Annotated in this window: 12 protein-coding genes; 8 read left to right on the top strand and 4 right to left on the bottom strand. The window is 67.3% G+C overall.

The window, feature by feature from the left end:
- The first annotated feature begins 38 nt into the window (after nt 1-38).
- The 3 genes from kdpC to CXK94_RS06420 are packed head-to-tail and all read left to right on the top strand — an operon-like array spanning nt 39 to nt 3,969.
- Nucleotides 39-605 (top strand): potassium-transporting ATPase subunit KdpC, encoded by a 567-nt coding sequence (kdpC, locus tag CXK94_RS06410; RefSeq protein ID WP_102893680.1) that lies wholly within the window; start codon nt 39-41, stop codon nt 603-605.
- A gap of 5 nt (nt 606-610) precedes the next feature.
- A complete protein-coding gene (locus CXK94_RS06415; RefSeq protein WP_102893681.1) occupies nt 611-3,277 on the top strand; it encodes a sensor histidine kinase in 2,667 nt (888 codons plus the stop codon).
- Entirely contained in the window at nt 3,274-3,969 is a 696-nt protein-coding gene (locus tag CXK94_RS06420; protein WP_102893682.1) for a response regulator, read from the top strand. Before CXK94_RS06415 ends, CXK94_RS06420 begins: the two co-directional genes overlap by 4 nt.
- Before the next feature lie 24 nt (nt 3,970-3,993).
- On the opposite strand, the gene glgP is transcribed toward CXK94_RS06420, so the two are convergent.
- The gene (glgP, locus tag CXK94_RS06425; protein WP_102893683.1) at nt 3,994-6,492 is read right to left on the bottom strand and encodes an alpha-glucan family phosphorylase; all 2,499 of its coding nucleotides are present in this window, start codon (nt 6,490-6,492) and stop codon (nt 3,994-3,996) included.
- 185 nt (nt 6,493-6,677) lie between these two features.
- Here glgP and CXK94_RS06430 point away from each other — a divergent pair, with 185 nt between their 5' ends.
- Nucleotides 6,678-8,591, top strand: coding sequence for an ATP-binding cassette domain-containing protein (locus CXK94_RS06430; RefSeq protein WP_102893684.1), 1,914 nt, complete (start codon nt 6,678-6,680; stop codon nt 8,589-8,591).
- Between the two features lie 190 nt (nt 8,592-8,781).
- Nucleotides 8,782-9,474, top strand: coding sequence for a DUF6901 family protein (locus CXK94_RS06435; RefSeq protein WP_102893685.1), 693 nt, complete (start codon nt 8,782-8,784; stop codon nt 9,472-9,474).
- Nucleotides 9,475-9,622: 148 nt separating this feature from the next.
- Here CXK94_RS06435 and CXK94_RS06440 read toward each other — a convergent pair whose 3' ends face one another.
- Nucleotides 9,623-10,063: a universal stress protein gene (locus tag CXK94_RS06440; RefSeq protein ID WP_037036813.1), complete on the bottom strand. Its 441-nt coding sequence runs from the start codon at nt 10,061-10,063 to the stop codon at nt 9,623-9,625.
- Nucleotides 10,064-10,335: 272 nt separating this feature from the next.
- Between CXK94_RS06440 and CXK94_RS06445 the strand changes: the two genes are divergently transcribed.
- From CXK94_RS06445 to CXK94_RS06455, 3 genes are read left to right on the top strand one after another with little or no spacing between them, the layout of a single operon-like run.
- Complete coding sequence (locus CXK94_RS06445; protein ID WP_037036814.1) at nt 10,336-10,803, top strand: hypothetical protein; 468 nt, start codon at nt 10,336-10,338, stop codon at nt 10,801-10,803.
- Nucleotides 10,804-10,829: 26 nt separating this feature from the next.
- Nucleotides 10,830-11,621 carry a class II glutamine amidotransferase gene (locus tag CXK94_RS06450; RefSeq protein WP_037036816.1) on the top strand — a complete coding sequence of 264 codons (792 nt, stop codon included), beginning with the start codon at nt 10,830-10,832 and terminating at the stop codon, nt 11,619-11,621.
- Nucleotides 11,615-12,130 carry a DUF2937 family protein gene (locus CXK94_RS06455; protein WP_037036817.1) on the top strand — a complete coding sequence of 172 codons (516 nt, stop codon included), beginning with the start codon at nt 11,615-11,617 and terminating at the stop codon, nt 12,128-12,130. The genes CXK94_RS06450 and CXK94_RS06455 overlap by 7 nt, the downstream gene beginning before the upstream one ends.
- 13 nt (nt 12,131-12,143) lie before the next feature.
- Here the strand turns inward: CXK94_RS06455 and CXK94_RS06460 are convergent, their stop codons facing one another.
- The gene (locus tag CXK94_RS06460; protein WP_102893686.1) at nt 12,144-13,322 is read right to left on the bottom strand and encodes a vWA domain-containing protein; all 1,179 of its coding nucleotides are present in this window, start codon (nt 13,320-13,322) and stop codon (nt 12,144-12,146) included.
- A gap of 48 nt (nt 13,323-13,370) precedes the next feature.
- A complete protein-coding gene (locus tag CXK94_RS06465) occupies nt 13,371-13,775 on the bottom strand; it encodes a GFA family protein (RefSeq protein WP_037036824.1) in 405 nt (134 codons plus the stop codon).
- Between the last annotated feature and the right edge of the window lie 45 nt (nt 13,776-13,820).

Below are 13,820 nucleotides of genomic sequence, written 5' to 3' on the forward strand. Positions count from 1 at the left end.
GCCGCGCCATGACGGCGCGGCTTCTGGAGATGAGAAAAATGTTCGAATACGTTCGTCCGGCGATTGCCTCGCTGATCCTGATGACGCTCATCACGGGCGTCGCCTATCCACTGTCCGTCACCGCGGTGGCGCAGCTGGCCTTCGCCGAGCAGGCCAACGGCAGCCTGGTTCGCGATGCGACCGGGCAGGTGCGTGGCAGCGCCCTGTTGGCCCAGGCGTTCGAGGGGCCGCAGTGGTTCCACCCGCGCCCCTCGGCGGGGGACTACGCAACCGTCGCCAGCGCTGCCAGCAACCTGGCGCCAAGCAACCCCGAACTGGCCGCCCAGGTTCGCGAACGCGTGCGGGACTGGGCCGGTAGCGCCGTGCAACCGGCACCGATGGAGCTGGTGACGGCCTCGGGCAGCGGGCTCGACCCGCACCTGACGCTGGCGGCCGCGCGCTTCCAGGCCGCCCGTGTCGCGGCGGCCCGGAGCATTCCGGCCGAGCGCCTGGAGCGCCTGTTGCTGGCGCAGCTGACGGCACCGCTGGTAGGGCCGGCGGTGGTGAACGTACTGGCCCTGAACCTGGCATTGGCCGACAATCGCTTGCCTGATTCCAGCGAGTGATCCGAATGAGCGATGCCCTGCGCGCGGACGCGCTGCTCGACGAGGTGCCACGGGAGGGGCGCGGCCGCCTCAAGGTGTTCCTTGGCGCGGCTCCGGGCGTAGGCAAGACCTACGCCATGCTCCAGGCCGCGCAGCGCCAACGGCGTCTCGGCCGCACCCTGCGGGCCGGCGTGGTCGAGACCCATGGCCGCGCCGAAACCGAGGCGATGCTCGTCGGGCTGCCCGAGCAGCCGCTGCTGCGCAGCGAGTACCGGGGCGTCACGCTGCTCGAGATGGATCTCGATGGGCTGCTGGCGGCGCGACCGAGCGTGGCGCTGGTGGACGAGCTGGCGCACAGCAATGCCCCCGGCAGCCGCCACAGCAAGCGCTGGCAGGACGTGCTGGAGCTGCTCGAAGCAGGTATCGACGTCTACACCACCGTCAACGTGCAGCATCTGGAAAGCCTGAACGACCAGGTCCGCGCCATCACCGGGGTGCAGGTTCGGGAAACGGTCCCGGACTGGGTTCTGCAGGAGGCGGACGACATCCTGCTGATCGATCTGCCGCCCCGCGAGCTGCTGGAGCGGCTACGCGAAGGCAAGGTCTACGTGCCGGAGCAGGCCCGCGCGGCCATCGACGCATTCTTCACCCAGACCAACCTGACCGCCTTGCGCGAGCTGGCGATGCAGACGGCCGCCGCGCGGGTGGACGCCGACCTGCATCGCCGCTACCGGCTGCAGGGCCAACCGGCCCCTGCGGTTCGCGGACGCCTGCTGGTGGGCATCGAGGGCGACGATGCCGCCGAAGGCCTGGTACGCCATGCCGCGCGGGTGGCGGAGCGCCGGCATCTGCCCTGGTCGGTGGTTCATGTGAATATCGGCGCGAGCCGGGGCGAGGCCGAACTGGGGTGCCTCCAGGCCGCCCAGCAGCTGGCCGAGCGGCTGGGCGGCGAGGTGGTGGAGCTGCGTGGCGAGCGTGTGGCGCGCACGCTGGTCGATCATGCGCACGAGCGCCGCGCGACGCTGCTGCTGGTCGGCCGGAGCGCTCGCCCGCGCTGGCGCTGGAAGGGCCGGGCCGGCCGCTCGGTCGCCGAGCAGCTCATCGCCATGGGGCAGGGGCTGGAAGTCAGCATCCTGGACCAGAAGCCGGGCCTGTCGCGGGGCGCGCGCCCGGGGAAGGCGCCGCTGGACTGGCGCACCTATCTCCTGGCGGTGCTGGCGACGCTGGTGGCGACCGGCGCCGCGCTGGTGTTGTCGCGCTACCTGGCGCTGCCGAACATTTCGCTGGTGTTCCTGGCTGCCGTGCTGGTGGTGGCCGTGCGCAGCAGCCTCGGCCCGGCGCTGGCGTGCGCGGGGCTGTCGTTTCTCTTCTACGATTTCCTGTTCATTCCGCCGACCTTCACCTTCATCGTGGCTCGCCAGGAAGACGTCCTGACGCTGCTGTTCTTCCTGCTGATGGCGGTCCTCGCCGGAAACCTCGCCAGTCGCCAGCGCCGCCAGCTGCAGGCCCTGCGCCAGACCCAGGCGGAGACGACGGCCTTGCTCGATCTCTCGCGCCGGTTGAGCGCTGCCACCGACGTGCAGGCCGTCTGCGCCGTCGCGGTCCATCAGCTGCAACTGCTGTCGGACCTGGAGGCGGTGGTGGCGACGCGCACCCGGCAGGCGGAATGGACGTTCCGGGGGGATGCCCCGCCAGCCCTGGACGATCAGGCGCAGGCCGCAGCCGAGTGGGCCTGGAAGCATGGGCAGGCCGCGGGGCAGGGCACCGACACCTTGCCGGGCGGGCAGTGGTGGTGGCTGCCCTTGAGCGGCGACGGGCAATCGCTGGGCCTGCTTGGCATCCGGCCGGTCGGCGCTGGGCAGCTGGCGCCACAGAAGCGCCGGCTCATCGCGGCGCTGGCGCAACCGCTGGCACAGGCGCTGGGACGCGCGACGCTCGCCGACGAACTCGAGGCGGCTCGTCTGCACGGCCAGACCGAAGAGCTGCGCAGCGCCCTGCTGGCCTCCGTCTCGCATGACCTGCGCACGCCGCTGACGGCCATGCGCGGTTCCATCGACAGCCTGGCGAGCCTGGGGCACCGCATGAGCGAAGCCGACCGGCAGGAGTTGCTCGAGGCGACCCGTGACGAGGCCGAGCGCCTGGATCGCTACATCCAGAACCTGCTGGACATGACACGCCTGGGACATGGCGGGCTCAAGCTCATCCGCGACTGGGTGGCGCCGGCGGATATCGTCGCCGGTGCCCTGCAACGCCTGCAGCGGGTCCTTGCCGAACTCAGGGTCGAGGTCATACTGCCCGACGTGCTGCCGTTGCTGTACGTCCATCCGGCGCTGATCGAACAGGCGCTGGTCAACGTGCTGGAAAATGCCGCGCGGTTCTCCGCGCCCGGAGGCGCCCTGCAGGTCGCGGTCACGGCCGCGCCCGGGACGCTGCGTTTCATCGTCAGCGACGAGGGGCCCGGTATTCCGGAGGCGGAGCGGGAGAAGATCTTCGATATGTTCTATACGGCGGCGCGTGGCGACCGGGGCGGGCCGGGCACCGGGTTGGGCCTGGCCATCTGCCAGGGCATGATCGGTGCCCATGGCGGGCGCGTCTCCGTCGGCGAGGGACTCGGCGGTCGCGGCGCCAGTGTGACGCTGGAGCTGCCGCTGCAGCCCCAGCCGGAGATGGAGATGGAGAAAGACCTTTCGTGACTGGCGATTCGGCAAGCGTACTGATCATCGACGATGAACCGCAGATCCGGAAATTCCTGCGCATCAGCCTCGGTTCGCAGGGTTACCGGGTCGTCGAGGGAAGCGACGGCCGCGACGGCCTGGCCCGCGCCGCGCTGGACCAGCCGGACCTGGTAGTGCTCGACCTCGGCCTGCCGGATATGGATGGCCAGGCCGTCCTGCGGGAGCTGCGCGGCTGGAGCCAGGTACCGGTGATCGTGCTGTCGGTGCGCTCCAGCGAGGCGGAGAAGGTCATGGCGCTCGATGCCGGCGCCAATGATTACGTCACCAAGCCTTTCGGCATCCAGGAATTCCTCGCTCGGGTACGGGCGCTGCTGCGCCAGCCGCAATCTTCCGCCGGCATGGCGGCCCAGGTGGTTGCCGGGCCGTTGTGCATCGACTTCGCCTATCGGCGTGTCAGCCTGCACGACCGCGAAATGAGCCTTACGCGCAAGGAGTATGCGGTGCTGGCGGAGCTGGCGCGCCATGGCGGCCGGGTCGTGACCCAGCAGCAGTTGCTGAAGGATATCTGGGGGCCGAGCCACAGCGGCGACAGCCACTATTTGCGGGTGGTGATCGGCCATCTCCGGCGCAAGCTCGGCGACGATCCCGCCGCGCCGCGGTACATCGTGACCGAAGCCGGGGTCGGCTATCACCTGGTGGTCGATGCCTGAACCGCGGGCAGCCCGTGCCGTGCGTCACCGCTGCCAGAGAATCAGCGCAAGCTCCAGCGGCACGTTCAATCCCAGGTCGGCGCTGGGGACCACCCGCGCGGTGTAGTCCGCGGCCGGACGGGTGACGGGCAGCTCGCCCTGGAAGACGGCGAACGGACCGTCGTGCTGGACCAGATCGAGCGGCCGGATCTCGCCCGGTTCGGCAAACAGCTGGACGGCGATCTGCTGTGGCTCGATGTGGCCCAGGTGCAGCCGCGCCTCGACCCGGTAGCGATCGCCTGCGGTCAGCCATTCCAGCCGGGTGAAGGCCAGCTCGTGCCAGTAGCCACGCAGGCAGGTCACCTGGCGCGCCAGTTCGCGGGCCCGCGCCGAGCCTTCGGCACAGCGCTCGCGATAGGCCATGGCCAGTGGCAGGTAGTAGCGCTCGGTGTATTCGCGCACCGTGCGGTCGGCGGAGAAGCGTTCCACCAGGGCGCTCATGCTGCGCCGCATGCGTTGCACCCAGGCGTTAGGCGTACCGTCCGCATCGCGTGTATAGAAGGCGGGCACGATTTCCTCCTCGAGCAGCCGGTAGAGCTGTTCGGCGTCCATCGCGTCGTGGGCGGGTTCGTGCTCCAGGCCGTCGCCCACCGCCCAGCCGAGGTCGGCCGCATAGGCTTCGGCCCACCAGCCGTCGAGCTGGGAAAGGTTCAGCCCGCCGTTGGCCAGCACCTTCATGCCGCTCGTGCCGCTGGCCTCCCAGGGCCGTCGCGGCGTGTTCAGCCAGACGTCGACGCCCTGTACCAGATGCCGCGCGATACGCATGTCGTAGTCCTCGAGGAACACCACGCGGCCGGCGATATCGGCACGCGCAGCGAAGCGCTGCCACTCGCTCAGCAGCGCCTGGCCGGCACGGTCGGCCGGGTGCGCCTTGCCGGCGACCAGCAGCTGCACGGGGTGTTGCGTGTGGGTGAGGATGCGCGCCAGCCGTTGCGGGTCGTGCAGCAGCAGGTTGGGCCGTTTGTAGCTGGCGAAGCGGCGGGCGAAGCCGAGCGTCAGGCGCTCCGGATGCAGGCGGGTGCCGGCCATTTCGATTTCGCTCGGCGAGGCGCCGTGCACGGCGAGGCTGCGCGCCAGGTGGCTGCGGACGAAGGCGAGCAGGTCGCTACGGGCGTGCTGGCGAATCTGCCATAGCCAGCGGTCGTCGACCCTGGCGAGCAGTTCGGCCACCGATACCTTGTCGGTACCGCGCCAGGGCGTGTCGTCACCGTGCAGCTCGTGCCAGTGGGCTTCGGCGTTCGGTGAAACCCAGGTCGGCAGGTGAATGCCATTGGTGACGTGGCCGACGGGCACCGCGTCGATCGGCCAGCGCGGGAACAGCTCGCGGAAGATGAAGCGGCTGGTGTGGCCGTGCAGTTGGCTGACCGCGTTGACGGCTCCGGCCCCGCGCGTGGCCAGATAGGCCATGTTGAACGGTTCGCGCGGGTCCTGTGGCTGCTTGCGGCCCATCGCCAGCAGGGCCTGCAGCGAAATGCCCAGTTCGTACTTGGCGTAGCGCCCCAGGTACTTGCCGACCAGCTCGGCGGGGAAGCGATCGAAACCGGCCTCCACCGGCGTATGGGTGGTGAACAGGTTGCCCGCGCGGGTCGCGCCGAGGGCGACGGCGAAGGAGACCTGCTCGCGCACCATGTGGCTGCGGGCCCGCTCCAGCACTGCGAACGCCGCGTGCCCGTCGTTCAGGTGGAGCACGTCGGGCTGCAGCCCGGCGGCTTCCAGCAAGCGCCAGCCGCCGATGCCCAGCACCAGTTCCTGGCGCAGGCGCATCTCGTTGTCGCCGCCGTACAGCTCGCTGCTGATCAGCCGCGCCAGCGGCGGGTTCGCCGGGTCGTTGGTATCGAGCAGCAGCAGCCGGTTGCGGCCGACGATGGCCTGCCAGCCGCGCAGCCAGATTTGCACGCCGGGCAGATGGATCGCCAGCCGCAGCGGCTTGCCGGTGGCGTCGCGCAGCGGCTCGATGGGTAACTGCCGCGTGTCGTTGACCGGATACAGCTCCTGCTGGCTGCCATCCGGGCCGATGCCCTGGCGGAAGTAGCCATGCTGCCAGAGCATGCCCACGGCGGTGACCGGCACGCCGAGATCGCTGGCCGCCTTGAGCTGGTCGCCGGCGACGTTGCCGAGCCCGCCGGAGTAGATCGGTAGGGCCTCGCTGAGCATGTATTCCATGGAGAAGTAGGCGACCCGTCCGAGCGTCTGCGCGTGCGCCTGGCCGGCGAACCAGGTCGGCCGCTCCAGCCTGGCCCGTTGCTCCTGGACGATGTCCTGTACCAGCTGGTGGCAGTCGCTGCGGTTCAACAGCTCGTCGAGCGCCTGCTCCGGAACGGTGCTGAGCACCAGGCTGGGGTTGTGCGTGAGCTGCCAGAGCTCATTGTCGATGACCTGCCAGATATCGTCGTTGCGGCTCGACCAGCGTATGGCTTGATCGAATGCCAGCTGGCGCAGCGTTTCGGGAGTGATCTCGGATGGGCGTTTGCTTGCAGGGGCCAAGTGAAGCCTCTCTCATCGGACCGGGGCGCGATCTTGCCGGAAGAGCATAGCCTTCCGGCGCGGGTTTGGATGCTCGAAGACCGCTCTGGCGCAGGCGTCGCCGAAGCCGGAGCGCGCGTACCGATGGCGGCCGGGTTGCCGGGCGTCTTCTGCTAGAATGCGCGCCCTGTTTTCCGGAGGTAGCCATGACCCTGCTCAAGTTCACCGATGTGTCCCTGGCCTACGGCACCATGCCGTTGCTGGATGGAGTGTCCTGGCAGATCGCGCGGGGCGAGCGGGTCTGCATCATCGGCCGCAACGGCACCGGCAAGTCGAGCATGCTGCGGCTGGTCAAGGGCGACCGGGCTGCCGATGACGGCGAGATCTGGCGCGCGCCGGGGCTGAAGATCGGCGAACTGCCGCAGGAACTGCCGCGCGCGGACGACCGCACGGTATTCGATGTGGTGGCCGAAGGGCTGGCCGGGGTCGGCGAGCTGCTCGCCGAATACCATCACCTGAGCCAGAACATCCGCGACGATGCCGACCTGGAGAAGCTGATGCACGTCCAGCAGGCCCTCGAAGCGAAGGACGGCTGGCGTTTGCAGCAGCTGGTGGACAGCACCCTGAGCCGCCTGCAGCTGCCGGCCGACCGCACCCTGGCCGAGCTGTCCGGCGGCTGGCGGCGGCGCGTGCTGCTGGCCCAGGCGCTGGTGTCCGAGCCCGACCTGCTGCTGCTCGACGAGCCCACCAACCACCTGGACATCGGCGCCATCGCCTGGCTGGAAGAGGCGCTGACCGGTTTCAACGGCGCCGTGCTGTTCATCACCCACGACCGGGCCTTCCTGCAGAACCTGGCGACGCGCATTCTCGAACTCGACCGTGGTCGCCTGATCGACTGGAACGGCGACTACGCCAGCTTCCTGGTACACAAGGAACAACAACTGGCCGCCGAAGAAACCGCCAACGCGCTGTTCGACAAGAAGTTGGCCCAGGAGGAGGTGTGGATTCGCCAGGGCATCAAGGCCCGGCGTACCCGTAATGAAGGCCGCGTGCGCGCGCTCAAGGCGCTGCGTGTCGAGCGCAGCGAACGCCGCGAGCGGCAGGGCAAGGCCAGCTTCCAGGTGGAGGTGGCGGAGAAGTCCGGCAAGCAGGTGATCGTCGCCGAGCACGTGAGCTTCGCCCATCCCGGCGGCGAGCCGCTGATCCGCGATTTCTCCATGGTGATCCAGCGTGGCGACCGTATCGGCCTGCTCGGCGCCAACGGCACCGGCAAGACCACGCTGCTCAAGCTGCTGCTGGGCGAACTGCAGCCCAGCAGCGGCGTCATCGAGATCGGCACCAAGCTCGAAGTGGCGTATTTCGACCAATTGCGTCACCAGCTGGAGCTGGAAAAGACCGTGGTCGACAACCTCGCCGAGGGCCGCGAATTCATCACCATCGATGGCCAGAACCGCCATGTGCTGAGCTACCTCGGCGACTTCCTGTTCAGCCCGCAACGGGCGCGCACGCCGGTCAAGGCGTTGTCCGGCGGCGAACGGGCACGGCTCTTGCTCGCCAAGCTGTTCAGCAAGCCGGCCAACCTGCTGGTGCTCGACGAGCCGACCAACGACCTGGACGTGGAAACGCTGGAGCTGCTCGAGGAGGTGCTGCTTGGCTTCCAGGGCACGGTGCTGATGGTCAGCCACGACCGGGCCTTCCTCGACAACGTGGTCACCAGCACCCTGGTATTCCAGGGCAACGGCGTGGTGCGCGAATACGTCGGCGGTTATCAGGACTGGCTGCGCCAGGGTGGCTCACCGCGTCTGCTGGGCGTCGCCGAAACCGTCGCCGAGGCGAAGGAGGCCAAGGCCAGCGCGCAGGCGGCAGTCGTCGCGCCAGTGCCATCCGAGGCCGCGCCGGCGAAGAAGAAGCTCAGCTACAAGCTGCAACGTGAGCTGGAAGCGCTGCCGGGCCGGATCGACGAGGTGGAGCAGCGCATCGAAGCACTGCAGGCGGAGATTTCGCAACCGGCGTTCTATCAGCAACCGGTCGAGGTCACCGGTGCGGCCCTGGCTCGCCTGGAGGCCCTGCAGCAGGAACTGGACGGGCTGCTGGAGCGCTGGGCGGAGCTGGAAGAGTAGGTGGGACGCTGGCCGGCTGCTACAACGGTTCCTGCCAGGCAGGTGCGAACAAAACAAACCGGCCCCGATGTCGTAGAGGCCTGTGCCGCAGGCCGTCGAGAAGGCGAAGCCTCATGAGATGGATCAATGCCATGCGGCCTGGCGCGTAGTTAAGTATCGACATTGGATCGGCCGTCATGATGGAGCGTTAATGGCTATTGAATATCGCATCACCCTGGACGATGAACATGACTTCAGCTATCGGATCGAGCTGGATCGTGGCTACGACGCGGAAACGGCCGCCCAGGCGCCGAAATGGACGCGGCTCGAGCACCAGCGCTGTAGCAATTGCCCCTTGAGCAAGGATGACTTCAGCCACTGCCCGGCCGCGGTGGACCTGCATCGGGTCATCGAGGATTTCCAGGGGCTGCCGGCGATCCAGAAGGCGCTGGTCTGGGTCCGCACGCCCGAGCGCGAGTACACCAAGCTGGTCGGGCTGGACGAGGGACTGCGTGCCCTGCTGGGCGTGATCATGGCTACCAGCGCCTGTCCCGTACTGGGCCGCTTGAAGCCCATGGCGCAGCAGCATCTGCCCTTTGCCAACAACCGCGAGTTCGTCCTGCGTGCGGTCTCGCTGTACCTGGCCCGGCAGTATTTCAATCTGCGCGAAGGCCGGCATGCCGACTGGGAGCTCCGTGGCCTGGTGCGTTCCTTCCAGCAGTTGCAACTGGTCAACCAGGCGTTCTGGCAGCGCATCCACGATACCTGCCATGGCGATTCCAACCTCAAGGCCTTCCTCACCTTCTTTTCCATGGCGTCCAGCCTGACCTATTCGCTGGAGACTCAGCTGCAGAAGATCCGCCCGCTGGTCATGAGCGCAGGCGAGGGCGTCGAAACCGCCTAGGCGCTGGAAGCCTGAAGCCCAGGAGCATCGCCCCGGGGGCATCTCCCACAAGAGCGGCAGCCCCCGCGAACCCTGTGGCAGGCGCGCCCTCGCGGCGATTGCAGGCCGCAGGCCTGCCAGGGTCTGAGGCCTGTAAAGTCAAGGAATTCTACTCAGGCTTCTTCAGGCGCACCGCCAGCACGTCGCAGGGGGCGCCGTGCAGGATGTCGTTGGCCGTGGAACCGAGCAGCAGCGCCAGCCCGTGACGGCCATGGCTGCCAACCACGATCAGGTCGCAGCCTTGCTCCTTGGCCAGGCGATGCACTTCCTGGCGCGGCTGGCCGTAGGCCAGGTGGCGTTGTTCCGGCGTGAGGCTCGGGTAGCTGTCGGCGAAGCCGTCCATGCGCTCGCGGGCCTGGTCGAATTGCTGCTGCTGCAGCATGGAGAGGTCCATCGGTACGTCGCCGCCGAAGGCCATCGCCATGGGTTCGATGATATGTACCAGGCTGAGCCGGGCACCCGTGGCACTGGCCAGGGCTTGGGCGCGGGCCACGACCGGGTGGCACTCCTCGGTCAGGTCGATCGCGACCAGAATATGTTGGTAGGGCATGGTGAATCCTCCTTGGGTGCCGGTCGCCAGTGGCCTGGCCTTCGCCGACGGATTATGCGGCTCTGTTGCGTGTTCGCGAAGCGGGAACAGAGTCCAGGGATAACCCCTTCGTTTCAAGCAGGTTATACACCTTGTTCCGGGGGGCGCCAGTGTCTTGTTGTCACCATCGATGACGGTGCCCGCCAATGGGCTGCTATCATGGCTGCCTTTACTGCCGCAGCGCAGTTCCGACTTATCAAGCCGTCGAAACGGGCTGTTATCGAGATACCACCATGCTGATGTTCGACTCCGATTATTCCCTCGCCTGGGCCCTCTATGGCGTGGCAGCGCTGGGCTGCCTGCTGTTCTGGTTCCGGGTGACCCGCTGGATGTGGCGTTGGTTGCGCGAGCCCTTGCGGCTGGCGGCCGCCGTGCTGTTGCTGACGCCCACCATCGTCGATCCGGCGAAGGAACTGTTCGCGCCGGCGGTGGCCATTACGGCGATGGACATGCTATTCAAGGTGGGCAACAACGCCTGGCGGGCGGTTGCCGACCTGGCCCTGTACGGGCTCATCGCCTTCGGGCTGTACATGCTGCTGGTCGCGATCCGCTGGCCCATCGAGCGCAGGCTGAAGCGGCGCGCGGTCGAAACCGCCGAGGCGGATGATCCGCGCACGTTGCGCGAGCGCCTCGAGGATGAGCAGGAGGATGATGACTACCCGCCATTGCGTGGCCGGCTGCGGACCGAGCCACGCTTGTAGCCACGAGCACACTCCGGAGATCAGGCATGTGCGAGCTGCTTGGCATGAGCGCCAACGTTCCCACCGATATCGTTTTCAGCTTCACCGGTCTCATGCAGCGTGGCGGCAAGACCGGCCCGCACAAGGATGGCTGGGGCATCGCTTTTTATGAGGGACGTGGCCTGCGGCTGTTTCAGGACCCGGTCGCCAGTTGCGAGTCCGAGGTGGCGAAGATGGTGCAGCGCTACCTGATCAAGAGCGAAGTGGTGATCGGCCATATTCGCCACGCCAACGTCGGCAAGGTCGCGCTGGTCAATACCCACCCGTTCGTGCGCGAACTGTGGGGGCAGCACTGGTGCTTCGCGCATAACGGCCAGCTGGCCGATTTCCACCCTTCGCCAGGTTTCTATCGCCCGGTCGGCGATACCGATAGCGAGGCGGCGTTTTGCGATCTGCTGAACCGGATTCGCCTGGATTTCCCCGAGCGCTCCAGTGCCGAACAGCTGCTGCCAGTGTTGCTCGATGCCTGTGCGCAATACCGTGCCAGGGGTGTGTTCAACTGCCTGCTGAGCAACGGTGAATGGCTGTTCAGCTTCTGCAGCAGCAAGCTGGCGCAGATCACCCGGCGCGCGCCGTTCGGCCCGGCGCAGCTCAAGGACGCCGACCTCACGGTGAATTTCCAGGCCGAGACGACCCCAAGGGATGTGGTGACCGTGCTGGCGACCGAGCCGTTGACCGACAACGAGCAATGGACCTGTCACGAGCCCGGGCAGTGGAGCCTGTGGCGGCTGGGGGAATGCGTCGCCCAGGGGCGGGTGCCAGGGGTGTCGGTATGTTGAGAAGCTATCTGCGGCTGGCGCTGTTTGCCCTGGGCCTGCTGGTCGGTATCCAGGTGCCCGGTTTCATCGAGGCCTATGCGCAGCATGTCGAGGCGCGCCGGCTGGAGGCGCAGCAGGGGTTGCAGGGCTTCGAGGAAACCGCGCGGCGCTTCTTCGAGGGCGACCTGGATGCACTGGTCGAGCATTATCGAAACAGCGAGGACCCGGTCATCCAGAGCGATGCGCAGAGCGTGCGTGCCCTGGTGGCGCGCGCGACGTTGCTCGAGCGGGAATGGCAGGCGCTGCAGCGCCCCTGGTACGCACGCGCCTGGCATGTCCTGGTAGGTGCCGAGCACAGCTTGCGGGCACAGGTCTGGAACGGCTATCGCTTCCAGGTCCTGCTGGCGCCGGAGGCCATCGCCTGGGGCATCAGCTGCGCGCTGGCACTGGCCTGGGTGGTGGAGGCGCTGGGCATGGCATTGGCCAGCGTGCTGTGGCCCCGGCGCAGCTATCGCTTGCGCCGGCGCTGATTCGCCGGCATTTTCACTTCGCCAGGAATTTCATCCCTTCTTCCAGCCCGCTCAAGGTCAGCGGGTACATGCGGTCCTCCACCAGTTCGCGAATGATGCCGGTGGAGGTGGTGTAGCCCCAGGTGTCCTTGGGGTAGGGATTGATCCAGATGAGCTTCTTGTACTTCTCCATGAAGCGCTGCATCCAGACGTAGCCGGCTTCCTCGTTCCAGTGTTCGACGCTGCCGCCCGGCTGGGTGACCTCGTAGGGCGCCATCGCCGCGTCGCCGACGAACACCACCTTGTAGTCCGCGCCATACTTGTGCAGCACATCCAGCGTCGCGGTGCGCTCGGACATGCGGCGGAAGTTGTTCTTCCACACCGACTCGTAGATGAAGTTGTGGAAGTAGAAGTACTCGAGGTGCTTGAACTCGGTCTTGCAGGCCGAGAACAGCTCTTCGCAGACCTTCACGTGGGCATCCATCGAGCCGCCGATATCGAACAGGATCAGCAGCTTCACCGCGTTGCGCCGCTCGGGGCGCATCTGGATGTTGAGCAGGCCGGCGTCGCGCGCGGTGTGGTCGATGGTGCCATCGATGTCCAGCTCGTCCGCGGCGCCCTGGCGGGCGAACTTGCGCAGGCGGCGCAGGGCGATCTTGATGTTGCGCGTGCCCAGCTCGACCTGGTCGTCGAGGTTCTTGTACTCGCGTTGGTCCCAGACCTTGACCGCCTTGCCCTGGCGCTTGCCGGCGTCGCCGATGCGGATGCCCTCGGGGTTGTAGCCGCCCGAGCCGAACGGGCTGGTACCGCCGGTACCGATCCACTTGTTGCCGCCGGCATGGCGCTCCTTCTGTTCCTCGAGACGTTTCTTGAATTCCTCGATCAGCTTGTCCAGGCCTCCGAGCGACTGGATCTGTGCGCGCTCCTCGTCGCTCAGGCTGCGTTCGAACTCCTTGCGCAGCCAGTCTTCCGGGATCAGGGCCTCGATGTGCCGGTCGAGGTTCTCCAGGCCCTGGAAGTAGGCGCCGAAGGCCCGGTCGAACTTGTCGAAGTGACGTTCGTCCTTGACCATCACCGTGCGCGCCAGGAAGTAGAACTCTTCCATGTCGGTGAACACGACGCGGTGCTTCAGGGCATCGATCAGATCCAGCAGCTCGCGGACCGATACCGGCACCTTGGCCGCACGCATCTCATTGAACAGGCCAAGCAGCATGGCGAAACCTCTGGCGCGCCGCTGGCCGGCGCGCGACGTTCGGGGCGATCAGCGGGGGCTGTCGCCGTTGTATTGGGGGAGCCCGTCGCGAATCTCGTACCAGTCGGCCTTGGAGTCGGCGAAGATGTGCGACTGCGGTGGGGCGGGCAGTGGTGAATCGAGCGTGCCGACGGCCACGCCAAGCTCGTGCTCACGGTTGTCGACGAACTGCAGGTTGGAACCGCAACGGATGCAGAAGGTGCGCGTCACGTGCTCGGAGGAGTGGTAGACGCCCAACTGGTCCTTGCCCGACATGAAATGGAAGGCCTCCAGCGGCACGCTCGCATAGCTGGCGAAGGCGCTGCCGTGGGCCTTGCGGCACATCTTGCAATGGCAGTGGGTCAGTTCGTCGATGGGCGCGTCGATGCGATAGCGCACGACGCCGCAGAGGCAACTACCGGTATGCGTTTGCATGGTTGTTCTCCCGTGAGTGGCGCAGCCGGTTCCGTGGCGGAACCG

Origin of the sequence: Stutzerimonas stutzeri, assembly GCF_002890915.1 — a bacterium.
GTDB classification, from domain to species: Bacteria; Pseudomonadota; Gammaproteobacteria; order Pseudomonadales; family Pseudomonadaceae; genus Stutzerimonas; species Stutzerimonas stutzeri_AF.

Coding starts and splice junctions, on each gene's coding strand:
- CXK94_RS06465 (WP_037036824.1), bottom strand. CDS start 13,775: ATGCAAACGCATACCGGTAGTTGCCTCTGCGGCGTCGTGCGCTATCGC.
- CXK94_RS06460 (WP_102893686.1), bottom strand. CDS start 13,322: ATGCTGCTTGGCCTGTTCAATGAGATGCGTGCGGCCAAGGTGCCGGTA.
- CXK94_RS06455 (WP_037036817.1), top strand. CDS start 11,615: ATGTTGAGAAGCTATCTGCGGCTGGCGCTGTTTGCCCTGGGCCTGCTG.
- CXK94_RS06435 (WP_102893685.1), top strand. CDS start 8,782: ATGGCTATTGAATATCGCATCACCCTGGACGATGAACATGACTTCAGC.
- kdpC (WP_102893680.1), top strand. CDS start 39: ATGTTCGAATACGTTCGTCCGGCGATTGCCTCGCTGATCCTGATGACG.
- CXK94_RS06440 (WP_037036813.1), bottom strand. CDS start 10,063: ATGCCCTACCAACATATTCTGGTCGCGATCGACCTGACCGAGGAGTGC.
- CXK94_RS06415 (WP_102893681.1), top strand. CDS start 611: ATGAGCGATGCCCTGCGCGCGGACGCGCTGCTCGACGAGGTGCCACGG.
- CXK94_RS06445 (WP_037036814.1), top strand. CDS start 10,336: ATGCTGATGTTCGACTCCGATTATTCCCTCGCCTGGGCCCTCTATGGC.
- CXK94_RS06450 (WP_037036816.1), top strand. CDS start 10,830: ATGTGCGAGCTGCTTGGCATGAGCGCCAACGTTCCCACCGATATCGTT.
- CXK94_RS06430 (WP_102893684.1), top strand. CDS start 6,678: ATGACCCTGCTCAAGTTCACCGATGTGTCCCTGGCCTACGGCACCATG.